This is a genomic window from Mesorhizobium sp. RCAM 05104 (genome assembly GCF_059683645.1).
The window spans coordinates 4534658-4557331 of sequence record NZ_CM185033.1; the positions used below are offsets into that span (position 1 = coordinate 4534658).

Consider the following 22674-nt stretch of genomic DNA (forward strand, 5'->3'; position numbering starts at 1 on the left):
CAACATCGTGCTCCAGGGAATAATCGATGGCGGGTCCGGGCGACAACACGCGCAACAAGTCGAAGACGGGTTCTGAAGCCGACAGCTTCAAGCGCGCCGTCACCGTCTGTATGCGCGCCATCGCCGGCGACAAGGACCTGGAAGTCGCTTTCGCCAAGGATAGGCCGGCACTCGCCGGCAGCCGCGCCCGCTTGCCCGAACTGCCAAAGAAGGCGTCGAAGACCGACATCGCCATCACCCGCGGCCTCGGCGATTCCATGGCGTTGAAACGTGCCTGCCACGATGCGCGCATCCACACCAAGCTGGCGCCGGAAGGCAAGCAGGCCCGCGCCATCTATGACGCGGTCGAACAGGCCCGTGTCGAGGCGATCGGCAGCAGAGCCATGCAAGGTGTGGCCGACAATATCGGCTCGATGCTGGAGGACAAATACGCCAAGGCCAACCTCGTCGACGTCAAGGACAAGGCCGACGCGCCGATCGAGGAAGCACTGGCGCTGATGGTGCGCGAGAAGCTGACCGGCCGCCCGATCCCGAAGAGCGGCGAGCGACTGGTCGAGCTCTGGCGCCCCTGGGTCGAGGAAAAGGCCAAGGCCGACCTCGACGGGCTTTCAGCCAAGCTCGACGACCAGCAGGCTTTCGCCCGCGTCGTGCGCGAGATGCTCGCTTCCATGGAAATGGCCGAGGAGCTCGGCGACGACCAGGAGACGGAAGACTCCGACGATAATGACGACAACCAGCCGCAAGGCGAGGAGCAAAGCGAGGAAGGCGGCGAAGAGGATTCCGGCTCCGAACAGTCGCAGTCCGAGGATGCCGAGGCTTCGGCCGATGACGAGCAGTCGGCCGAGACGGAGGCGTCCGACGCCACCGCCGACGACCTGTCCGACGATGATGATGCGGATGCCGAGACGCCCGGCGAGGCGCGCCGCAACGACAATCCGTTCGCCAATCTGCCGAAGGAAATCGACTACAAGGTCTTCACCACCGCCTTTGACGAGACGGTCGGCGCCGAGGAGCTGTGCGAAGAGGAAGAGCTCGACCGGCTGCGCGCCTTTCTCGACAAGCAACTTGCCAATCTGTCAGGCGTCGTCGGGCGGCTGGCCAACCGGCTTCAGCGCCGCCTGATGGCGCAGCAGAACCGGTCCTGGGACTTCGACCTGGAAGAAGGCTATCTCGACCCGGCACGGCTGGTGCGCGTCGTCATCGACCCGATGCAGCCGCTGTCCTTCAAGCAGGAGCGCGACACCAAATTCCGCGACACCGTGGTGACGCTGGTGCTCGACAATTCCGGCTCGATGCGCGGCCGGCCAATCACGGTCGCTGCCACCTGCGCCGACATCCTGGCGCGTACGCTGGAGCGTTGCGGCGTCTCGGTCGAGATCCTCGGCTTCACCACCCGGGCCTGGAAGGGCGGGCAGGCGCGCGAGAAATGGCTGAAGGACGGCAAGCCGCCGAACCCGGGCCGGCTCAACGACCTGCGCCACATCATCTACAAGTCGGCCGACCATCCGTGGCGGCGGGCACGGCGCAATCTCGGCCTGATGATGCGCGAGGGCCTGCTCAAGGAAAACATCGACGGCGAGGCGCTGCTATGGGCGCACAATCGCCTGATCGCCCGGCCGGAACAGCGCAAGATCCTGATGATGATCTCGGATGGCGCGCCGGTCGACGATTCGACGCTGTCGGTCAATCCGGGCAATTATCTCGAGCGCCATCTGCGCGCCGTCATCGAGTTGATCGAGACGCGCTCGCCGGTCGAACTGCTGGCGATCGGCATCGGTCATGACGTCACCCGCTATTACAGACGCGCCGTCACCATCGTCGATGCCGAGGAACTGGCCGGCGCCATGACCGAGCAACTGGCGTCGCTGTTCGCCGAGGAAAGCGCGCGCGACACGCGGCGCGGCGGCATGCGGCGCGCCGGATGATCTTTTCGCGGGGCGGCTTTCGGCAGACGTTTTTCGCCGCCATCGCCCTGCTTGCCGGCGCAGCTTCGGCGCCGGCCGGTTCGGCTGGGCCGGCCTCGGTCGAACCAATCGAGATCTCGGCTCGCCCGATCACCGATTTCCGGATTGGCCGCGCCGACAAGCAGTTCGGACCGCTCGAATTCGTCGGCGGGCTGGAGATGACCTCGCCGTCGCGCGACTTCGGGGCGCTGTCGGCCTTCCGCTTTCTGAAAGCCGGCGGCGATTTCGTCGGGGTGGCCGACACCGGCTTCTGGTTCTTCGGCACGGTGGTCCGCGACGCCGACCGGCGGCCATCCGGCGTCCGGAATTTTCATATGCAGCAGATGGTCGACGGATCAGGCCAGCCGATCGACAAGAAGTGGGAAGTCGACGCCGAAGGTCTTGCGGTCAAGGACGGCATCGCCACGGTCGGCTTCGAGCGCAACCACCGCGTCGCCCAGTTCAAGATCGACCCCAACGATATGAAAGCGCCGTTCAAACAGCTGGATTTCCTGGTTCCGGCCCGGGAACTGCGCCAGAATCGCGGCTTCGAGACCGTCACCCATGCCGGTGCCAACGGCCAGCATCAGGGTGGGCTGGTGGTGGTGTCTGAGAAGAGCCTGGACAAGGCCGGCAACATCTATGCCGCCATCATCGAAGGGCCGCACAAGGGCGTCTTCACCGTCAAGCGCAACGGCGATTTCGACATCACCGACGGCGCCTTCCTGCCGGACGGTGACCTGCTGCTCCTGGAGCGCAGCTTTTCAATGGCCTCCGGCGTCAAGATGCGGCTGCGGCGCATCCATGGCGAGAGCATCGAGAAGGGTGCCGTCGCCGACGGGCCAGTGCTGCTGGAAGCCGACATGGGCTACCAGATCGACAATATGGAAGGGCTCGACGTCTGGACCCGCGACGACGGCGCGCTGATGGTGTCGCTGATCTCCGACGACAACCACTCGATCCTGCAGCGCAACCTCTATCTGGAATTCATCCTCCACAAGGATTGAGCAGCGCTCCAACCCGCGAACCTGAAGTTGAGGGCTTTCAACTGCGGCTCCGATTCGAGCGGACGCCTTCCCCCACTCCGTCACCGCTTCGCGGCTCCACCTCCCCCCCTCCGGAGGGAGAGGAAGGGTGCCTCCCGGCACAAGCTCGCGCCCTTCCTCTCCCCCGTCGAACGGGGGAGAGGTGTCGAGCGCAGCTCGACGGAGTGGGGTCGACTGGTCATCACTCGGCTACGCGAGCAAAAACACTTTAGTCTTGACTTGACAATTGCCTCTACCGACGCAATACTCAAGTCCATGCTTAACTATTCCGAGATCGACAGCATCCTTCGCGCTCTTGTCGAGCCGACACGCCGGCAGATCCTGGAAAGGTTGAGTCGCGGACCGGCCACCGTCAGCCAGCTGGCGGAGCCGTTCGGCATGACGTTCGCCGCCGTGCTGCAGCATTTGCAGACGCTGGAGGCCTGCGGGCTGATCCGCAGCGAAAAGATCGGGCGGGTGCGCACCTGCCGGATCGAGCCAGGCGGGCTCGCTCCGCTCGCCGACTGGATCACGGAACGCCGCATACCGGCGGAGCGGCACCTCGACCGGCTCGGCCAGATTCTGGCCGAGGCAGATCAATCGCCCCCGAAAGTTCAAGATCAGGAAAAGGACGAACAGACATGAACCAGATCGCCCCCGTGAAAGACGAGCCTTCCGTCATCCACTCCACATTCACCATCGAGCGGACCTATCCGCAATCTCCCGAACGCGTCTTCCATGCCTTCGCCGACAAGGCGACGGTGCGGCGCTGGCGGGTCGAAGGCGATGGCTTTGCCATCGCCGAATTCAGCTTCGATTTTCGCGTCGGCGGTGGCGAGGTGTCGCGCTTCAGCTATGCCGGCGGCCCGGAGGTCAGGCTCGACGCGCAGTTCCAGGACATCGTTCCCGACCAGCGCATCGTGTTTTCCTACCGGATGGCAATCGGGCCGCAGCCGATGTCGGCATCGCTCACCACCGTCGAGCTGACGCCTTCAGGCAATAGCACGCGGCTGACCTATACCGAGCAGGGTGCCTTTTTCGACGGTGTCGATTCGGCGAAGGGGCGGGAAGAGGGGACGCGTGGGCTGTTGGAAGCCCTCGCCGCGGAGCTTCAGAAGTCGAAGTAAACCTGAACACCACCTACGGCCGGTCCGCTGCCCGGCTTCCGGTCTGGGTCGTCAGCCGTTGGTGGCGATCCAGATGACATGACGCGCGCCACGCTTGCCGTTGGCGCGCGTGTTGACCTCCTCGATCGCGAAGCCCGCCTGCTTCAGTCGCCGTGTGAAGCCACTGTCCGGGCCTTGAGACCACACTGCCAGCACGCCGCCCGGCTTGAGGGCGGCGCGTGTGGCTGCCAGGCCCTGCAGGCTGTAAAGCGCATCGTTGGATTTGTGGACGATGCCTTCCGGGCCGTTGTCGACATCGAGCAGGATGGCGTCATAGCTTGATGCCGGCGACCGTATCAACTGCCCGACGTCGGTCTCCCGGACGGTGACGCGCGGATCGTCGAGGCAACCGCCAAAAACCTCGGCCATCGGGCCGCGTGCCCAGGTGACGACGGCTGGCACCAACTCGGCGACAACAATCTGGGCATCGCCGCCCAACTCGCCCAGTGCGGCGCGCAGCGTGAACCCCATGCCAAGCCCGCCAATGAGGATTCTCGGTTGCCGATGGCTGGCAATCTTCTGGCAGGAGAGTTTTGCCAGCGCTTCCTCGGAGCCGCTGAGGCGGCTGTTCATCAGCTCGTTGGTGCCCAGCATGATCGAGAATTCGGAACCGCGCCGCTTGAGGCGAAGTTCCTGCGCGCCGTCAGGCGTCTTCGCAGAATCCAGCTGGACCCAGGGGATCACTGCCTGATTCCACTTTTCGGAATCATGACTATGCGGCCAACGCCGGCTGGCTCCAACGGGTGGCGAGCAGCCGGTAGGGGATAAGCGCCACCACGGCAATGATCAGCTTCACACTGAGGTCGCCAAGCGCCCACGAAACCCAACGCATGGCCTCGACATGGAAGACTCCCATCAGCGGTGCGGTTTCGAGCGCGAAACTGTCGTTCGGGCCAGCGAAGGCGAAAGCGGCCGAGAACGCGACGGTGAAGAACACGGCGGTGTCGAACACCGAACCGACCAGCGTGCCGACGATCGGCGCCCGCCACCAGCTCTGCCGGCGCAGCCGGTTGAACACGGTCACGTCGAGCAATTGCGCGCTGAGGAACGCCGCGCCGGACGCCGCCGCGATGCGCACCAGCCGGTCGGCGGCGGTTTCGAATTCGATCAGGCCGTGGCGGAACAGGAAGGGCGGGACAAGGATCGAGCAGACCACCGCCGTCATGAAGCCGACAAACACGATCCGGCGCGCCACGTCAGGCCCATAGCGGCGGTTGGCTAGGTCGGTGACCAGGAAGGAGAAGGGATAGGTGAAGGCGCCCCAGGTCAACAGATCGGCCAGCGACAGGCCCCCGATCTGTCCCTGCATCGGGAACTGCACGAGAATGTTCGACGCCACGACGACAAGCGCCATGGCGGCCACGAATGGCAGGTATCGCGAGAAGAAATTCATTTTTTTATCCTGGGTAATGGAACCAGCGGAGCATCATGCCCATCCGGGCGATGCTCGCTTCGTATTTGAGCACCGGATTGCCGAAACCCTTGGGCTCGATCCGATGCTCAAGGCCAACAAGAGGTTGGCCAGGGCGGTCGTCCCCCGCCTTAAACGATATCAGGCAGCGGGCTGATCAGCCAGCTTCTTGGCGATCTGCTTCTTCAGCAGGCGCGCGCGCTGCGACAATTCCTTGACGTCGGCCTTGGCCAGGAAAGCATCGAGACCGCCGCGATGTTCGACCGAACGCAGCGCGTTGGCCGAAATGCGCAGGCGCACATTCTGGTTCAGCGCTTCCGAAATCAGCGTCACATTGACGAGGTTCGGCAGGAAGCGACGCTTGGTCTTGTTGTTGGCGTGGCTCACATTGTTGCCGGACATGACTGCCTTGGCAGTGAGTTCGCAGGTGCGGGACATTGTTCTAACCTTCAGTTCTCGGGGCTTGCCAAACCTTTGTGCCCACGCCGGGTGGCGCGCGGTTCTGGTCAGGCGGCCTTATGGAAAAAGTTGGCGTTCCATAGTTGCATTTCGCCGGTGCGTCAAGCTCCGGCTTGGCCACGGAAGCGCCCGGCATTTCATATTAAGGCCGGATTTCACCCTATAAGCGGTCTCATAGGGACATGCCAGGCCGGAGTTGCCCGCCTCCGGTCGAAAATCGAGGATCGATCCCGCCATGCTTCGTTCGTCACACGCCCTCGCCATCGCGATCGCTGTCGCGCTGCCTTCGCCAGTCTTCGCCGCCTCACCCCAGTCCTTCAAGGGCGAGTACACGGTGTCGTTCCTTGGTCTCTCGATCGCGAGATCGACGTTCTCAAGCCGCTATGAGAACGGCGCCTACGCGATCGAAGGCAGCGTCAGCGCTGCCGGTCTGGCCAAGCTGTTCGACGATACGCGTGGCACGGTCTCGTCCAAAGGCACGATTTCGGGCAAGAAGATGGTGCCGCAGGCGTTCCGCGCCGACTACACCTCCGGCAAGAAGGCATCGGTGGTCGATATCCGCTTTGCCAATGGCTCGGTCGCCTCGACGCAGGTCATCCCGGCGCCGGGCAAGCGCGATCCCAAGAGCTGGGTGCCGCTCGGTGCCAGCGACCTGGCGTCGGTGCTCGATCCGATGGCGGCTACCGTTATCCATGCCGACAGCCTCGACCAGGTGTGCGGCCGCACGGTGAAGTTCTATGATGGCGAGATGCGCGCCGATCTGACGCTGACCTTCGATTCGAAAGGGGCGATCTCGGTACCGGGTTACAAGGGCGACACCGTCACCTGCCGGATGGGCTTCGAGCCGGTGGCGGGCTATCGCAAGGGCCGCAAGGCGCTGAACTATCTGAAGAACCGCAGCCGCATGATGGTGACGTTTGCGCCGCTCGGCCAAACCGGAGTATATGCGCCGATCCACGCTACGGTCGGTACGCAGATCGGCACCTTGACGATCAGCGCCGGGCGTTTCGAAGCGGTACAATAGGCAAGGCGCATCACTGGAGACAGGATGGGGCGTGCCACTGGAGACAGAATGGGGCGCGCAACATTGATCGGCTTTTCGGCGGTCGCCATGTGGGCGCTGCTGGCGCTGCTTACGGACGCGTCCGGCAGGGTGCCGCCGTTCCTGCTGTCGGCGATCACCTTCTCGATTGGCACCGGGGTCGGGCTGGCCGCGCGGCTGTTCATGCCGGCCTCCGACAAGAGCCAGAAGATACCGCCGCAAGTCTGGCTGATCGGCATTGCCGGCCTGTTCGGCTACCACTTCTTCTACTTCACCGCGCTGCGCAATGCGCCGGCGGTGGAGGCGAGCCTGATTGCCTATCTGTGGCCGCTGCTGATCGTGCTTGGTTCGGCACTGATGCCGGGCGAACGGCTGGCCTGGAACCATGTCGTCGGCGCGCTTCTCGGCCTTGCCGGCACCGTGCTGATCGTCACCAAGGGCGGCGGTCTCGCATTCGACGCCCGCTATGCCTTCGGCTATGCAATGGCCGCCGTCTGCGCTTTGCTGTGGTCGTCCTATTCGCTTTTGTCGCGGCGCTTCTCATCGGTGCCGACGAGCATCGTCACTTGGTTCTGCGCGGCCACCGCGGTGCTGTCGCTCGTCTGCCACCTGGCGCTGGAACAAACCGTGCTGCCTGACGGTGTCGGCCAGTGGCTGGCCGTGCTCGGGCTTGGCCTGATGCCCGTGGGGGCAGCTTTCTATGCCTGGGACATCGGCGTCAAGCGCGGCAACATCCAGGTGCTCGGGGCGGCAAGCTATGCGGCGCCGCTACTGTCGACGCTGGTGCTGATCGCGGCCGGCGTCGCCGAGCCGTCGCTGCGCATCCTGGCCGCCTGCGTGCTCATCACCGGCGGGGCGGCCCTTGCGGCAAAATCGCTGTTCCCGCGCAAGCCGGCAGCAGCCGCAAGTGGAGCCGGGGCATCCGAAAGCGGAGCCGGGGCATGACGCTGCCATTTGCAGGCGGCATCGACGCCAACGCCAATGCGACGCTGATCTTCTCGCTGGTGGCGGCGGTGATCTACGCCTTCACGCTTGGCATGGCGCCGACGCTTGCCCGCTCGGCGGCAAAGACGCTCGCGGTGGCGATGCTTGCCGTGCTGGCGGCGTTGCAGGGCGGCCCGCTTCTGCTGGTCGCCGCTCTTACGCTCAGCGCCGTTGGCGACGCCTTCCTGTCGCGCGATGGCGAAAAGGCCTTTCTCGGCGGGCTGGCCAGTTTTCTCGTTGCGCACATCGTCTATGTCGCGCTGTTCCTTCGCAGCGGCGGTGGGTTGGGATTGCTTGGCGCCGAACCGTGGCGCGGGGCGATCGCGCTGGCGATGTCCGTGTTTGCGATCGTCATGCTGGCGGCGCTCTGGCGCCGCGTCGGTCCTGGACTGCGTGTCCCGATCGCCGTCTATGTCGCGGCGATCCTGGCGATGGGCATTTCTGCCCTGACGACAAGCAATGTGTGGCTGATCGGCGGCGCCGTGCTGTTCATGGCATCCGATGGGCTGCTCGCCACCGAGAAATTCCTGGTGGCCGCCATCTCGCCGCATCGCGTCTGGATGCGCTTTGCGGTCTGGGCGCTATACTACGCCGCTCAGTTGGGGATCACCCTGGGTTTCCTGCTGAGGTAGGACTCCAGCCTGGCTCGGCCAGTTCGAAGGCGGCAAAATCAAAGCCCGGCGCGACGGTGCAGCCGACCAGCGTCCACTCGCCGAGGCTGCGCGCCGATTGCCACCAGCCCGCCGGCACGACGATCTGCGGCCGCTCGCCCGCTGCCAGCCCGACGCCAAGCACCTGCTCGATCATGGCGCTGCCTTCCTCCCACATCGACAGTGCCAGCGGGGCGCCGGCGTGGAAATGCCAGACTTCGGCGGCATCCTTTACCCGGTGCCAGGCTGACAACTGGTCTTGTTCCAACAGGAAGTAGATCGCCGTCGAATGGCCGCGCGCGCCGCCGGCGTGATCGCGAAAGGTCTCCGCGTACCAGCCACCTTCCGGATGTGGCTTCAAACCGAGGATGGCGATGATTTCCGCGGAGCTCGTCATGGTTTCGACGATACCACCGGTCTCAGAAATTGTCCTTGCGCTTGCGGATCTCGGCGAACACCTCGGCATCGCTCGCCTTTTCCATGCCCAGATGCTTGCGGATCGCAGGGTCATGCCAGCGCAGGAAGGGATTGGTCGACAGCTCCTCGCCGATCGTCGTCGGCAGGGTCGGCTTGTTGTCGGCGCGCAGCGCCTCGATCCTGGCAACCCGCTCCTTCAGCGCCGAATTGGTCGGGTCGACGGTCACCGCGAAACGGGCGTTGGCGAGCGTATACTCATGACCGCAATAGATCGCCGTCGCGGCGGGAAGCGCTGCAAGCTTCTTCAACGATTCATGCATCACCGGCGGCTTGCATTCGAACAGACGCCCGCAACCCAGCGCAAACAGCGTGTCGGCGGTGAACGCCACATTCGATCCCGGCAAGTAATAGGAGACATGGCCGGCGGTGTGGCCGGGCGTGGCGATCACCTCGATCCTCTCGTCGCCGAGATGGATGACGGAGCCCTCTTCGACGGTTTCGTCGATGCCGGGAATCTTGGCCTTTTCCACTTCTGGTCCGACGACGCGCAGCTTGAAGCGTTCTTTCAACGCCAGATTGGCCTCGACGTGATCGACATGGTGATGCGTGGTCAGGATCATCGTCGGCGTCCAGCCGGTGCGCTTGATCGCGGCCAGAATCGGCGCCTCCTCGGGCGCGTCGATGATCGCGGTCTGGCCGCTTTTGGGGTCATGCACCAGCACGCCGAAATTGTCGCTGCGGCACATGAATTGTTCGATTTCGACCGGCATTCTCGTCTCTCCGTTGTCGCCGCACACATAGGGCCCCGGCACGCGGATGTCATCCCAGGGTGACGAACGTCTTCAGGGTGACGAATGTCATCCCACTGAGGCGACGAATGTCATCCCAGCATGCCGAATGACATCCCGGAATGTCGGGCTCATCAAGGCCTTTTATTGAAACCCGGTGATATCACGGCTACATCCCTCGCATGCATTCCGACATCGTCGATCTCCGCTCCTTCTATTCGACAACGCTCGGCCGCTTCGCCGAGCGCTCGATCACCATGGCGCTGTCATCGATATGGGCTGTTGTGCCCAATGAGCGGCTGGTTGGCCTCGGCTACACCTTGCCCTGGCTGGAACGCTTCGGCACTGACGCCGAGCGGGTCTTTGCCTTCATGCCGGCGACGCAGGGCGCCGTGGTCTGGCCGGCGACGGGGCCGACCGCGACGGCACTGGTCTTCGATGAGGAACTGCCGCTGGTCGATTCCAGCATCGATCGCATGCTGCTCGTCCACTCACTCGAGCATGTCGAAAACCCGCGCGAAACGCTGAACGAGATCTGGCGCGTGCTGTCGCCGGCAGGGCGCGTCGTCATCGTCGTGCCCAACCGGCGCGGCGTCTGGGCGCGCTTCGAGCACACGCCTTTCGGCAATGGCCGGCCTTTTTCGCGCGGACAGCTCACCGAATTGCTGCGCGAGGCGAATTTCACGCCCGCGGCCTGGTCCGATGCCCTGTTCTTCCCGCCATCGCGGCGGCGCTTCATGATGCGCTTTCACAATGTGCTGGAACGCGCCGGCCGGCGGCTGTGGCCGATCTTTTCCGGCGTCATCGTCGTCGAGGCGCAGAAACGGCTCTATCAGGGCGTGCCGGTCGCTCAGCGGACGTCTCGCCGCGTCTTCGTGCCGGTGCTGTCGCCGCACGGCGCCACGCGGCTCGGCCGCCGGGCCGAGGCCGACGGGGCAATGTCGTCGGTTCGCCAGGTGACACCTTCGTGATCATGGTGAAAACTTGCGGCGCGCGGCTTTTCCCGACCTATCTGTCATGCGCGGCTCGTTGAAGGACCAATGCCGTCAAGTCTCTCCATCCGGTTTCAGCACCGCTTCTGAACGCAAGGACCTTGGCCATGGCTGATCAACCGGACTTCGACGTTTTCGCCCGGCCGGTTGCGGCGGTCGAAGCCAGCAGCCTGCGTGATCAGGTGGTGACGATCAAGCAGGCGCTGATGGGGTCACCGGTTCGCAAGTGGTTGATCTGGACCTCGGTTGGCATCGTGGCCGTCATCATCGCAACGTCGATCGGCCAGGTTCTGCTCAACCGCTGGAACCAGCCGTTCTACGATGCGCTTGCACGCCGCGACATGTCCGCCTTCCTGCACCAGCTTCTCGTCTTCGCGGCCATAGCCGGGGGACTTCTGGTGCTCAATATCGGCCAGACCTGGCTCAACCAGATGATCAGGCTGAAGCTACGTGAGGCGCTGACGCTCGACCTGATCGACCAGTGGACGCGGCCGGCGCGCGCCTTCCGGCTGGCCAATGCCGGCGCCATCGGCGTCAATCCCGACCAGCGCATGCAGCAGGACGCCGCGCATCTGTCCGACTTGTCGACGGACCTCGGCGTCGGACTGCTGCAGTCCTTCATCCTGCTGGTGTCCTTCGTCGGCGTGTTGTGGGAACTGTCTTCGGGCTTCGTGTTCCACATTGGCGGGACCTCCCTGGCGATCCCCGGCTACATGGTCTGGGCCGCCATCCTCTATGCCGGGACCGCCTCGTGGCTGAGCTGGCTGGTCGGCCGGACGCTGATCCGCCTCAACAGCGACCGCTACACGCGGGAAGCGGAACTGCGCTCCTCGATGGTGCGCGTCAACGAGAATGTCGATGCCATCGCGCTGTACCATGGCGAGGCCGACGCCAGGCGGCGGCTCGAACTCGACCTCGGCACGGTGCTCGGCGCCATGCGGCGCATCTACACCGCCCAGATCAACCTGTCCTGGGTCACCGATACCTATGGCTGGATCACCGTCGTGGCACCGATCCTGGTCGCCTCGCCGGTCTATTTTGCAGGTGATATCAGTTTTGGCGGGCTGATGATGGCGGTCGGCGCCTTCAATCAGGTCCATTCCTCCTTGCGCTGGTTCATCAACAACATCGGCAGCATCGCCGATTGGCGCGCCACACTGATGCGCGTTGCCGATTTCCGCATCGCGCTCGGTGAAACCGATGTGCTGCACGACACGGAAAAACGTATCGAGTTCGTTGAGAACCCTGGTGGCAGCCTGACCTTCGAGAAACTCGAAGTGGCGTCGCCGGAGGGGTGCACCAGGCTCGCCGACCAGCATGTCGAATCCGCGCTGGCGAGCGCGTCATGATTACCGGCGACCCTGGCGCCGGCAAGACGCTGTTCTTCCGCGCCATCGCCGGGCTGTGGCCATGGGGGCGCGGACGGATCGGCCTGCCGGCAGGGGAAACCCTCATATTCGTGCCGCGCGTCCCGTATTTCCCTGCCGGTACGTTGCGCGAGATCCTCGATCATTCGAACGGACCCGCGCCGGCGAGTGATGCCCAGATTTCGGAGGTGCTTGCCGAGGTCGGGCTCGAGCGCCTGGCGTCCTCGCTCGATCGTTCCGCGCGCTGGGAACACGAACTGGGCGATGACGAACAGCGCTCGCTGGCCTTCGCCAGGCTCGCCTTGCGACAGCCGAAATGGGTGATCATCGACGAAGCCATGGACGCGTTCGACGGACCCTCGCTGCGGCGGGTGCTGTCGATGCTGGAGAAGCGCTTGCCCGGAGCCGCGATCCTCAACATCGGACGCGGCCAGCACAACATCCGGTTCTTTCCACGCGCATTGACCATCATGAAGGATACCGCTGCACCGGCCCTGAAACCTGCCCGTATCAGGGCCGGCGCGATCGAACCGCCGCCGGTCGCCGCGCGCCGCAAGAGGTAGGCCGCGTCCGGGCCACGGCGCAGAGCTTTATTTCGCCGTGATCGCGAGGGAAGCTTCCCAGCAGAAACAACCTCGGCGCTGGCCATGCTTGATGCTCTCCGCCTGCTTGCCTGTCTTGCCTGCGCCCAGGCAGCTCCTGTTGCCTCGCCGCCCGATGCGCTGGCCGTGGACGTCGAGCTGGTGCTGGCTGTCGATATCTCGCTGTCGATGGACGAAAGGGAATTCGCCCTGCAGCGCGCCGGCTATGTCGAGGCGCTGCGGCATCCCGATTTCATCAAGGCGATCCGCGCCGGCAACACGGGCCGTATCGCGCTCGCCTATTTCGAATGGGCGGGCACGGTGCGCGATGACGGGGTCATCGGCTGGCAAATCATCGACAGCGCCGAAAGCGCCAACAGCTTTGCCGACAAGGTCGCGGCTCGCCCGTTCCGCAGCTTTCGCGGCACCTCGATTTCCGGGGCGCTTGCCTTCGGCGCAGAGCTTTTCGATCGGACTGCCTTCCGGGGCGAACGCAGCGTCATCGATATTTCCGGCGATGGCCCGAACAATATCGGGCCGCCGGTGACCACGACACGCGATGCCGCCATCGCCAAAGGCATCGTCGTCAACGGCCTGCCGATCCTGATCAGCCCGTCGCCCACCTTCAGCCATCTCGATCAATATTATGCCCAGTGCGTGACCGGAGGACCCGGTTCCTTCGTGCTGCCGATCCACGCGGCCGCCGAGTTTTCCACGGCCATCCGGCGCAAATTGATCCTCGAGGTCAGCGGTGTTCAGGATAGGGGCAGGGTCGTTCCCGTCGATGCCGCGGCTGCCATCGACTGTCTGCAAGGCGAACGGGACAGACGGTTCTATTCCGATCCGTTTTTTCCGGAACTCGACCGATGAGCTCGCGCCGTACCTGCTTGGGCATGTCGCTGTCCAAGGCCGCTGCCCACCCCCGGATCAGGCCCGAGGCACGCTTTCGGGGCCATGTATCAGGCCGGACGAGCACCAAGCCTTTTAAGATCACGGCGCCAGCGCCGGCCACGGACATAGCCGTGCATCAGTTCCGGCAGCGAGTAGCCGAGCGCTGTCGACGAGCGGTTGGCCATATAACCCGCAAATGCCTCCGGTATCCGGCCTCTGAGGATATCGGCAATGATCTGCCGCGAGATCATGTAGGGCGGAATGTGCGGGTAGGAGCGGGCAATATGCGGGTGTTTGCCCATCAGGTTCGCATAGGCTTCGACATAGCCGTCGCGGCGGCCCGAAATCGAATTCTCCGAATTGTATTTGGTCCAGTCCATGTCCTCGGACAATTGCGCGCCGAAGCGCCGGGCAAGACGCAACAGCAATTCCCGATCCTGCATCCGGGTGATGTCGCTGTCGTAGCCACCAATGCCCAGCAAGGCCTCGCGACGGGCCGTTATCGCTGAACCGGCAATGAAGATCGTCTGCGCGACCAGCGCCCGTTCCAGCATCGTCGGGCTCAGGAACACATCGCGGTTGACGCAGTTGGTGGCGCGATTGCCCTTCAGGGAGACAAACGAGCTGATCAGGACCTGAAGCACCGGATTGTCATCAAACCAGGCCAGGGTTCGTTCGAGCCGGTGCGGCAGGTAGACATCGTCGGAATCGAGGAATGTCACCACAGGCGCCCGCGCCCGCTCGATGCCGGCATTCCTGGCGGCGTTGGCGCCTCGCCATTTCGCGCCGACATAGATCAGCCGCGGGTCGCGAATGCGGGCTAGCGCGGCCTCGGTTCCATCGGTCGAGCCATCGTCGACGACAATATGCTCAAGTCTCGGCATGCTCTGGGAAAGCACGCTTTCCACCGCGCGCAGCACTGTTTCGCGCCGGTTGTGCGTTGGCGTTATGACCGTGATTAGGGGTTCGGTGATTCCGACCATGTCGCGTCAGCTGTTTCCCGCGCAAGGATGCGCGATCCAGGACTTTTCGATTTTCACAACGGTCGAATGGATCGGACTTCCCCCTCCGCCACACCTGAATCGTATTCGACGCGACGCTATATAAAACAGCCGCCCCTGTCACTCACCGCGCCGGTGCCCAACCCCGCGTGAAATGACGAATTCCTGCCCCTAGCGTTCCAATTGCAACAGCCTTGCCGGAAAAAGGGGGCGAATCACCAACGAAGAGGTCGGTCCACCCTCTGCCAGACCGCATGCAATTCCATTACCTCGGGCGTAATCGCCTTGGGGTCGGTGTTTCGGCACATTGCCCTTGCGAGGCCGGGCTGATCGGCCTCGATGCAGAGGGAGTACAGTCATGATCGCCTACGCCGTTGCCCATATGCGCCACGTCACGCCAGGACCGTGGATCGTCGAATATCTCGAGAAGATCGATGCCACGCTGGAGCCCTTCGGCGGTCGCTTCGTCGTCCATGGCGGCGAGTTCGAGGTCGTGGAGAACAGTTGGCCGGGACATCTGATCGTCATCGAATTCCCGGACAGACAACATGTGAGCGCATGGTACAAATCGCCCGCCTACCAGGCGATCCTGGGGCTGCGAACCGAGAATTCGGAATCCGACGTGATCTTCGTTACCGGCGTTGGACATCCGCACAGGGCCACGGATGTCCTGAAGCAGTCGGTTGCTCCTGGACCAATTCGACATTTGCAGGCGCAATTCGAAGAACCGCCGCAAAGCATCTAGCTGTGTCCGACATAGTCCGGCACGAGTTCGATTTCGTCCCGGACGATACCAGCTGCGAAACTGAACTGACCCCAAAACGCCAGGCCATAAAATGCCTGACCGACGACAAGGGAGAAGGGAATTTGCCAAAGGGGCATCCCTGTCTCGCGGGCATGGCCCACAATACGCCGCGTTGTACGCCAGGACATGGTGAACCAACGGCTGAATGACTTGACCACTCGTTGCATGCGGCTGGGTGAACTAAGCTCGACAAATTTCCGATCGGCATCGCGGCCGGTTACCAGCGCACGCCAGTAAAAGAATTTCCAGCCGCGCGGCGCGTAATGGTAGACACGCGCGTTGACGTTTTGAATTTCATGGCCTTCGCGTTGCAGTTTACGCATAAGCAAAGTGCAGGAAACCTTGAAGCCATTGTGCTTCGGAAAAGGGTTGTCTGTAATCCAGAGACGTCGAAAGGCTATATTGTTGGCGTTGATGGCCCGTTTCGACGCAAATCGCTTGTCTCCCCGCGCCATCGGGAAAAACCAAATCAAGGCAAACGTCCTTGAAAAGAAATCGTCGTACAAAAGATATGTGTAGCCGTTTACGCAGACAATCTCCGGGTCCTCAAAAGGTCCAAGGAGAGCCGAGAGCCACCCCGGCTCCGGAACCGTATCGGAATCGGTTAAGACAACCACATCTCCATCTGCCCTCAGGACTCCATTGTTCTTGAGGTCATAATATCGTCCCCCTGGGCAAGCGGCAAAGATCAGGTCGGCAACCTGTTCCAGTTGCGGCGCTTCCGCCGTGATGTCGTCAAGAAGAGATTTTGCATCCGTGTCACTGCCGCCGTGGGCAATGACAACCTTGGGTCTTGCCAAGCCGTTCGAAGAAACGACGGCAATTTCACGCGCCAAGGCCTTCAGCCCAACGCCGACCTCGGCCCAATCGATGGACCTGGCGTTCTCCATTTCCACGACGAGTGAATATGTTGTGCGTTCTTCAGCCATCTCTGCACCGACCAGTTATCAGTGCCTGGGTGGCTATAGTTCCCGCAACCCAATGTAAAGGCAACCCCTGCCAATCGAGCGACATCGTTTTCACATGGCGCTCCGCGATCAGGTGTACTCTGGCGGATTGCCTTTACGATCAAATCGGAACCTGAGCGCGGATTACTATCGAAAAACTCGAACACGACGATTGCTGGCCAGAAATCTCGAGGTGTCGGAATACTGCGACAAGAAACGCTCCCTCCATTCCGCATTGACGGTGTCTCGTTGAATTTCGAGACCAGAGTTGGGGACAGAGGTAGGCTCAAAGGTGATCTTGGTATCAGCCAGATATGCGATCTTCTCGAGACTCGCCCGTGGGGCCTCCAAGATTTCCTCGTATATCAATGACAGGAAGGGCAATCCGTTCTTCGCCAGCCAGACATCCCAGGCCAGATTTTCGAGCGCGATTTTTTCAAGCGACTCCGCGATCGCCGCACCGTCGTAGCGTGGGGCCTGCCGACTGGCCTCGGTCGAGCGGAACCGACCGGTTTGACGAGCGCGCGTCCACGAAATTGCCTGACCAAGCAGATCGCGGCGAGTCAGACGGACATAGCGCGATCTTGGAAGGCTGGCAGGGAGATCCACAGTCTTGGCCACCTGGGAAAACTGGCTGGCAAACAGTTTGACTGCGTAAACTCCGGATGTAGATCGCCCGTCCGTCAAGGCACGGAGGACCTGGGCACGGGGATCGCGAGGATAGTTCGGCAATTCGAGAACCCGGCGGCCGCCGAACCATTCCAGGGGGTTGCCAAGTCCGACGGCTGCCATCAACCCAGCGAGGTGATTGCTGCCGCTACGCGGTGAGGTGCAGATCAAGATTCCGGCTTTTATCCCAGCCAGGATGTCTGGCGGAATTTCAACTGGCAAAGGACGTTTGCGAAATAGGTTCATGGCGAACAAAGCTACCGTCTCAGCAAAAACACCGCCTGCTGGCCGAAGAAATTCCAGAACCACCACGGCATCGACAGACCGATCTTCTGGCCGTTGGCGTCGAGCGCGGTTGCCTTTTCCACCGTCGCGCCAAGCTCGTCGCACAGGTTGACGAAGTCGCGGATGGTGCAGAAGTGGATGTTGGGCGTGTCGTACCAGGAATAGGGCAGGTCCTTGGTCACCGGCATGCGGCCGTTGAGGAACAGTGACAGGCGCACCCGCCAGTGGCCGAAATTGGGGAAGGACACGATCGCCCGATTGCCGATCCTGAGCAGTTCGTCGAGCACCAGCTTCGGGTTGCGGGTGGCCTGCAGCGTCTGCGACAGCACGACGAAGTCAAAGCCCTTGTCGGGATAGAACTGGAGATCCTTGTCCGCATCGCCCTGGATGACCGAGAGGCCGCGCGCCACGCATTCGTTGACGCCGCGCTGCGACAGTTCGAGTCCACGGCCGTCGACCTGCTTGGTGTCCTGCAGCAGTTCGAGCAGCGAGCCGTCGCCCGAACCGACGTCGAGCACACGAGACTGCGGCGGGATGAGGTTGGCGACGACCTCGAGGTCGACACGCTGGTCGCGGTTGACGCTCATGATGCGAGCCCTCTCGCCCGTGCCGCAGAACCGATGAAGCCGTTGATGGCTGCAAACAGCTCCGGCTCGTCGAGCAGGAAGGCGTCGTGGCCACGGTCGGTCTCGATCTCGACGAAGGACACCGATGCGCCGGCGGCGTTGAGCGCGTGCACGATCGAGCGGCTCTCCTCCGTCGGAAACAGCCAGTCCGAGGTGAAGGACACCAGGCAGAAGCGGGTTTTCGTGCCGGCGAAAGCATCGGCCAATCGACCGCCATGGTCGGCAGCGAGGTCGAAATAGTCCATCGACCGAGTCATGTAGAGATAGGAATTGGCGTCGAAGCGGTCGACGAAGGTCATGCCCTGATGGCGCAGATAGCTTTCGATCTGGAAGTCGGCATCGAAGCCGAAGGTGAGCGCTTCGCGGTCCTGCAGATTGCGGCCGAATTTCCGGTGCAGGGCGGCTTCCGACAGATAGGTGATATGGGCGGCCATGCGTGCCACCGCCAGCCCCTTTTCCGGGCGTTTGCCATAGTCGAAATATTTGCCGCCATGCCAGTCCGGATCGGCCATCACCGCTTGCCGGCCAACCTCATGGAAGGCGATGTTCTGCGAGGAATGGCGGGCGCCGGTGGCGATCGGCAGTGCCGAGAAGACGCGCTCCGGATAGCTCGACGCCCATTGCAGCACCTGCATGCCGCCCATCGAGCCGCCGAGCACGCAAAACAGCTTTTCGATGCCGAAATGGTCGATCAGCATCTGCTGCGCGCGCACCATGTCGCGGATGGTGATGATCGGCAGGTCGAGCCCATAGGGCTTGCCGGTGGCGGGATTGGTCGAGGCTGGGCCGGTGGAGCCCAGGCAGCCGCCGATGACGTTCGAGCAGATGACGAAGAAGCGGTTGGTGTCGATGATCTTGCCCGGGCCGATCAGCACTTCCCACCAGCCCGGCTTGCCGGTCACCGGATTGGTGTTGGCGACGTGCTGGTCGCCGGTCAGCGCGTGGCAGACGAGGATGGCATTGGAACGCGCGTCATTGAGCGTGCCATAGGTCTGGTAGGCGATCTGGAACGGCGACAGCAGCGTGCCGGCGTCGAGCTTGAGCGGCTTGTCAGGTCCAAAACGCAACACTGGGCTCGACGGTTGGTCGGCCTCGTTGTTGGTCTTTCCAGCGCGCAGAGCGGCCATCACATCTCTCTACCATTCCGCATCATGCTTTTCGAAAAATCGCTGCCGATTTTCGGGCCGATGCGCTCATCCGCCCGGTCGCGGACAATAAAAAACCGGCAATGCCTTCGCAAAGCCGGTTACGTCACGCAAACGGCCCTTTAGCGAATTGTTTAACGTGGCTGCAAGCCGACCGGCCAAATCACCACGGAACTGTCGCTGCCCTTCTAGAACTCGCCCGCCTTGCCGTCAATGCCGGCCACTGGCACCACCGCCACCTCTCGACATTGCCGGTCATGGCTTGTATTTCCGCTGCGGCTCCCGCCGGGAGCCTTTCTCGATGGATATCTCGAAATGAAGCAGACACCGGATCAGGCACGTCCAACCCCGCGCGCGGGCATCATGGACATCGACGCCTATGTGCCGGGCAAGAGCACGGCGCCGGCCGGCGTCGCCAAGGTCTACAAGCTGTCGTCGAACGAGAATCCGCTTGGGCCCTCGCCGAAGGCGATCGAAGCCGCGCGGGAGATTGCCGGAAAGCTCGACATCTATCCCGACGGCACCGCCAGGCGGCTGCGCGAAGCGATCGCCGAGGTGCATGGCCTCAACGCACAGAACATCATCTGTTCCAACGGTTCCGACGAGATTCTGGGCCTGCTGGCGCAGACCTATCTGGCGCCCGGCGACGAGGCGATCTTCACCGAACACGCCTTCATGGTCTACAAGATCTATATCCAGTCGGCAGGTGCCGTCCCGGTGGCGGTCAAGGAGACCGATGAGCGCGCCGACATCGATGCCATCCTGGCCGCCGTCACGCCGCGCACGAAAATCGTGTTCCTCGCCAATCCCAACAATCCGACCGGCACCTATGTGCCGTTCCAGGAGGTGCGCCGCCTGCATGCCGGCCTGCCCAGGCATGTGCTGCTGGTGCTCGACGCGGCTTACGCCGAATATGTCCGCCGCAACGACTATGAAGCCGGCATCGAGCTGGTCGGCAGCGCCGAGAACGTCGTGATGACCCGTACCTTCTCCAAGATCGGTCTTGGCGGGGCGCGGATCGGCTGGATGTACGCGCCGATGCACATCGTCGACGCCATCAATCGTGTGCGTGGCCCCTTCAACGTCAATGCAACGGCGATCGAGGCCGGCATCGCGGCGATCCGCGACCGCGCCCATGTCGAGCGCAGCGTCGCGCACAACGAGACCTGGCTGGCCTGGGTCAGCGAACAGATGACGGGGCTTGGGTTGCGGGTGACGCCCAGCGTCGGCAATTTCGTCCTCATCCATTTTCCCGACGACCAGAAACACTCCGCAGCGGCGGCGGACGACTATCTCACCGCGCGCGGCTATATCTTGCGGCGCGTTTCCGGCTATGGCTTTCCCAACGCGCTGCGCATGACCATCGGCACCGAAGAGGCCAATCGCGGCGTTGTCGCCGCACTCACGACATTCCTGAAAAGCTAGAGCACCATGGCATCACCGATGTTTGAGAAGATCGCGCTGGTCGGCATCGGCCTGATCGGCTCGTCGCTGGCCCGCGTCATCCGCCGCGAGGGGCTGGCCGGTCACGTCGCCATCTCGACCCGCAGCACGGCGACGCTGGCGCGGGCGCAAGAGCTTGGGCTAGGCGATTCCTACACCACCGACGCGAAAGAGGCGGTCCGCGATGCCGATTTGGTCATCGTCTCGGTGCCGGTCGGCTCATCCGGCGCGGTGGCCGAGGAAATCGCGCCGGCACTGAAGCCGGGCGCGATCCTCACCGATGTCGGCTCGACCAAGGCATCGGTCATCGCGCAGATGCAGCCGCACGTGCCGGCCGGCGTGCATTTCATTCCCGGCCATCCGCTGGCGGGCACCGAGAAGTCGGGGCCGGATGCCGGTTTCGCCGACCTGTTCGACAATCGCTGGTGCATCTTCACGCCGCTGCAGGACACCGATCCGGATGCGCTGGAGAGGCTTTCCGAATTCTGGCGCCGCTGCGGCGCCAACATCGACACGATGGACCCCCAGCATCACGACATGACGCTGGCCATCGTCTCGCACCTGCCACACATCATCGCCTACAACATCGTCGGCACCGCAGATGATCTGCAGTCGGTGACCAAGTCCGAAGTCATCAAATATTCGGCTTCCGGTTTCCGCGACTTCACCCGTCTCGCTGCCTCCGACCCGACCATGTGGCGCGACGTCTGCCTGCACAACAAGGACGCCATCCTCGAAATGCTGGCGCGGTTCTCGGAGGATCTGGCGTCGCTGCAGCGGGCGATCCGCTGGGGCGACGGTGAAAAACTCTTCGATCTGTTCACCCGCACCCGGGCCGTGCGCCGCTCGATCATCGAGGCCGGCCAGGACATCGACGTACCCGACTTCGGCCGCCAGGCGATCGAGCACCCGGCCAAGAGCTAAGGTCTATTGAGATTCAGGTGAGGCCGGCCTGCAAACGGCGCTTTCCTGCGCTTCCGGTGCTCACGTACCCGAAAGTACGCTCCGCTCCGGCTCTCGGAATCCACCTTGTTTGGTCGCTTCGCGCCCGTCTTCGACTCCGACTCGGCCTGACCTGAATCTCAACAGACCTTATGACGCTATGGTGGCGCAGGCCAGGTCGCCGCAACCATGGCCAGCGTCTCGGCCCTGTCCGGGGCGCCGAGCCTGCCACCGAAGCGCAGGCATTTGAGCGCGGCGGCGGCACTGGCAAAACGCAACGCCTGCTCGACCGGCATGGCTTCCGCCAGCCCGACGGCAAAGGCACCGTGGAAGACATCGCCGGCGGCAAGCGTGTCGACCGCCTTGATCCTTGGCGCCGCCACATGACGGGTTGATTCCGCCGCGCGATCGAACCACCAGGTTCCCGCCGCGCCGCCGGTGACCGCGACAAAGGCGTCGGTGCGCCGGGCAAGTGCCTCGCAGGCCCGGCGCGGGTCGAGATCCTGTTTGCACAGAATGCGCGCCGCCGGCTCCGAGGCCACGACGTGGGACGCCAGCGGCAAGAGCTGCTCCAGCACATCGCTTGACGCGGTATCGGCATCGAGAATCGCCGGCCGGCCGATGGCACGCGCCGCCTTCAGTGCAAGCGCTGCTGCACCCGGCCAGCGCACGTCGACCAGCACGGCATCGAATGCGGAAAGGTCGGCCGCTGGCAGGGCCTCGGGATCGGCCTGGGCATGGCTGTCATAGAACGGCACGATGATGCGCTCGCCCTGCGCGTCGACCAGGATCGAGGCCAGCGCGGAGCGGGCGCCGCCGACACGGCGGACAAAGCCGCAATCGACGCCCTCGGCCTCGATCGCGGCAACCAGATGGTCGCCGACCGGATCATCGCCGGCACTCGCCCACAGCGCCACGTCGGCGCCCAGGCGATGCGCGGCGCAGGCGGCGCTCGTCGCCATGCCCGAGGCGATCTGGACGCCGTCGGAGGCGATGAATTTTCCCTGATGCGCCGGTAGTGTCTCGACACGCAGGATTGTGTCCAGCGTCAGCGCGCCAACACTCAGCAGCTTCACCGGTCTTGCCATGGAAGGG

The 22674-nt window shown here is 63.4% G+C and carries 23 protein-coding genes, 1 pseudogene and 1 riboswitch; of the genes and pseudogenes, 13 read left to right on the forward strand and 11 right to left on the reverse strand.

Annotated features, from left to right (window positions below; genetic code table 11):
• Positions 1 to 26: 26 nt before the first annotated feature.
• The 4 genes from cobT to AC56QP_RS22245 all read left to right on the forward strand — a co-directional run bounded on the left by cobT (position 27) and on the right by AC56QP_RS22245 (position 4095).
• A complete protein-coding gene (gene cobT / locus AC56QP_RS22230; RefSeq protein ID WP_489858041.1) occupies positions 27 to 1925 on the forward strand; it encodes a cobaltochelatase subunit CobT in 1899 nt (632 codons plus the stop codon).
• On the forward strand, positions 1922 to 2950 hold the full coding sequence (locus tag AC56QP_RS22235; RefSeq protein ID WP_489858040.1) for an esterase-like activity of phytase family protein: 1029 nt from the start codon (positions 1922 to 1924) through the stop codon (positions 2948 to 2950). The genes cobT and AC56QP_RS22235 overlap by 4 nt, the downstream gene beginning before the upstream one ends.
• Positions 2951 to 3244: 294 nt before the next feature.
• Positions 3245 to 3613, forward strand: coding sequence for an ArsR/SmtB family transcription factor (locus AC56QP_RS22240; RefSeq protein ID WP_489858039.1), 369 nt, complete (start codon positions 3245 to 3247; stop codon positions 3611 to 3613).
• Positions 3610 to 4095, forward strand: coding sequence for an SRPBCC family protein (locus tag AC56QP_RS22245; RefSeq protein ID WP_489858038.1), 486 nt, complete (start codon positions 3610 to 3612; stop codon positions 4093 to 4095). Before AC56QP_RS22240 ends, AC56QP_RS22245 begins: the two co-directional genes overlap by 4 nt.
• Before the next feature lie 51 nt (positions 4096 to 4146).
• On the opposite strand, the gene AC56QP_RS22250 is transcribed toward AC56QP_RS22245, so the two are convergent.
• From AC56QP_RS22250 to rpmB, 3 genes are all read right to left on the reverse strand, one after another.
• Entirely contained in the window at positions 4147 to 4818 is a 672-nt protein-coding gene (locus tag AC56QP_RS22250; RefSeq protein ID WP_489858037.1) for a spermidine synthase, read from the reverse strand.
• A gap of 28 nt (positions 4819 to 4846) precedes the next feature.
• A complete protein-coding gene (locus tag AC56QP_RS22255; protein WP_489858036.1) occupies positions 4847 to 5527 on the reverse strand; it encodes a queuosine precursor transporter in 681 nt (226 codons plus the stop codon).
• A gap of 159 nt (positions 5528 to 5686) precedes the next feature.
• On the reverse strand, positions 5687 to 5983 hold the full coding sequence (gene rpmB, locus AC56QP_RS22260; RefSeq protein WP_091585249.1) for a 50S ribosomal protein L28: 297 nt from the start codon (positions 5981 to 5983) through the stop codon (positions 5687 to 5689).
• A gap of 256 nt (positions 5984 to 6239) precedes the next feature.
• Here rpmB and AC56QP_RS22265 point away from each other — a divergent pair, with 256 nt between their 5' ends.
• Genes AC56QP_RS22265 through AC56QP_RS22275 form a run of 3 tightly spaced genes read left to right on the forward strand, consistent with a single transcriptional unit; the run spans position 6240 to position 8662 of the window.
• A complete protein-coding gene (locus AC56QP_RS22265; RefSeq protein ID WP_489858035.1) occupies positions 6240 to 7028 on the forward strand; it encodes a DUF3108 domain-containing protein in 789 nt (262 codons plus the stop codon).
• 48 nt (positions 7029 to 7076) lie between these two features.
• Complete coding sequence (gene yddG, locus AC56QP_RS22270) at positions 7077 to 7991, forward strand: aromatic amino acid exporter YddG (RefSeq protein ID WP_489858034.1); 915 nt, start codon at positions 7077 to 7079, stop codon at positions 7989 to 7991.
• Positions 7988 to 8662, forward strand: coding sequence for a lysoplasmalogenase family protein (locus AC56QP_RS22275; protein WP_489858033.1), 675 nt, complete (start codon positions 7988 to 7990; stop codon positions 8660 to 8662). The genes yddG and AC56QP_RS22275 overlap by 4 nt, the downstream gene beginning before the upstream one ends.
• On the opposite strand, the gene AC56QP_RS22280 is transcribed toward AC56QP_RS22275, so the two are convergent.
• Both AC56QP_RS22280 and gloB read right to left on the reverse strand, forming a co-directional pair.
• Positions 8637 to 9077, reverse strand: coding sequence for a cupin domain-containing protein (locus AC56QP_RS22280; RefSeq protein ID WP_489858032.1), 441 nt, complete (start codon positions 9075 to 9077; stop codon positions 8637 to 8639). The genes AC56QP_RS22275 and AC56QP_RS22280 overlap by 26 nt on opposite strands.
• A gap of 22 nt (positions 9078 to 9099) precedes the next feature.
• Positions 9100 to 9867 carry a hydroxyacylglutathione hydrolase gene (gene gloB / locus AC56QP_RS22285; protein WP_489858031.1) on the reverse strand — a complete coding sequence of 256 codons (768 nt, stop codon included), beginning with the start codon at positions 9865 to 9867 and terminating at the stop codon, positions 9100 to 9102.
• 200 nt (positions 9868 to 10067) lie between these two features.
• Here gloB and AC56QP_RS22290 point away from each other — a divergent pair, with 200 nt between their 5' ends.
• From AC56QP_RS22290 to AC56QP_RS22300, 3 genes and pseudogenes are all read left to right on the forward strand, one after another.
• Positions 10068 to 10856 carry a class I SAM-dependent methyltransferase gene (locus tag AC56QP_RS22290; RefSeq protein ID WP_489858030.1) on the forward strand — a complete coding sequence of 263 codons (789 nt, stop codon included), beginning with the start codon at positions 10068 to 10070 and terminating at the stop codon, positions 10854 to 10856.
• A gap of 128 nt (positions 10857 to 10984) precedes the next feature.
• A pseudogene (locus AC56QP_RS22295) lies at positions 10985 to 12807 on the forward strand (ABC transporter ATP-binding protein/permease).
• An 84-nt stretch (positions 12808 to 12891) separates the two neighbouring features.
• Complete coding sequence (locus tag AC56QP_RS22300; RefSeq protein ID WP_489858029.1) at positions 12892 to 13695, forward strand: DUF1194 domain-containing protein; 804 nt, start codon at positions 12892 to 12894, stop codon at positions 13693 to 13695.
• Between the two features lie 89 nt (positions 13696 to 13784).
• On the opposite strand, the gene AC56QP_RS22305 is transcribed toward AC56QP_RS22300, so the two are convergent.
• Positions 13785 to 14699 (reverse strand): glycosyltransferase family 2 protein, encoded by a 915-nt coding sequence (locus tag AC56QP_RS22305; RefSeq protein ID WP_489858028.1) that lies wholly within the window; start codon positions 14697 to 14699, stop codon positions 13785 to 13787.
• A 376-nt stretch (positions 14700 to 15075) separates the two neighbouring features.
• Here AC56QP_RS22305 and AC56QP_RS22310 point away from each other — a divergent pair, with 376 nt between their 5' ends.
• Positions 15076 to 15462, forward strand: coding sequence for a DUF1330 domain-containing protein (locus AC56QP_RS22310; protein ID WP_489858027.1), 387 nt, complete (start codon positions 15076 to 15078; stop codon positions 15460 to 15462).
• On the opposite strand, the gene AC56QP_RS22315 is transcribed toward AC56QP_RS22310, so the two are convergent.
• The 4 genes from AC56QP_RS22315 to metX all read right to left on the reverse strand — a co-directional run bounded on the left by AC56QP_RS22315 (position 15459) and on the right by metX (position 19176).
• Positions 15459 to 16451: a glycosyltransferase family 2 protein gene (locus AC56QP_RS22315; RefSeq protein ID WP_489858026.1), complete on the reverse strand. Its 993-nt coding sequence runs from the start codon at positions 16449 to 16451 to the stop codon at positions 15459 to 15461. The two genes, AC56QP_RS22310 and AC56QP_RS22315, sit on opposite strands and share 4 nt — an antisense overlap.
• A gap of 165 nt (positions 16452 to 16616) precedes the next feature.
• Complete coding sequence (locus AC56QP_RS22320) at positions 16617 to 17447, reverse strand: Stf0 family sulfotransferase (protein ID WP_489858025.1); 831 nt, start codon at positions 17445 to 17447, stop codon at positions 16617 to 16619.
• Entirely contained in the window at positions 17396 to 18010 is a 615-nt protein-coding gene (metW, locus tag AC56QP_RS22325; protein ID WP_269907823.1) for a methionine biosynthesis protein MetW, read from the reverse strand. The genes AC56QP_RS22320 and metW overlap by 52 nt, the downstream gene beginning before the upstream one ends.
• Positions 18007 to 19176 (reverse strand): homoserine O-acetyltransferase MetX, encoded by a 1170-nt coding sequence (gene metX, locus AC56QP_RS22330; protein WP_489858024.1) that lies wholly within the window; start codon positions 19174 to 19176, stop codon positions 18007 to 18009. Before metX ends, metW begins: the two co-directional genes overlap by 4 nt.
• A 120-nt stretch (positions 19177 to 19296) precedes the next feature.
• Positions 19297 to 19374: riboswitch (SAM riboswitch) on the reverse strand.
• A 135-nt stretch (positions 19375 to 19509) separates the two neighbouring features.
• Here metX and hisC point away from each other — a divergent pair.
• Entirely contained in the window at positions 19510 to 20619 is a 1110-nt protein-coding gene (hisC, locus tag AC56QP_RS22335) for a histidinol-phosphate transaminase (protein WP_489858023.1), read from the forward strand.
• 6 nt (positions 20620 to 20625) lie between these two features.
• Positions 20626 to 21561 (forward strand): prephenate/arogenate dehydrogenase family protein, encoded by a 936-nt coding sequence (locus AC56QP_RS22340; RefSeq protein WP_489858022.1) that lies wholly within the window; start codon positions 20626 to 20628, stop codon positions 21559 to 21561.
• 176 nt (positions 21562 to 21737) lie between these two features.
• Here AC56QP_RS22340 and AC56QP_RS22345 read toward each other — a convergent pair whose 3' ends face one another.
• Entirely contained in the window at positions 21738 to 22667 is a 930-nt protein-coding gene (locus tag AC56QP_RS22345) for a sugar kinase (protein WP_489858021.1), read from the reverse strand.
• Between the last annotated feature and the right edge of the window lie 7 nt (positions 22668 to 22674).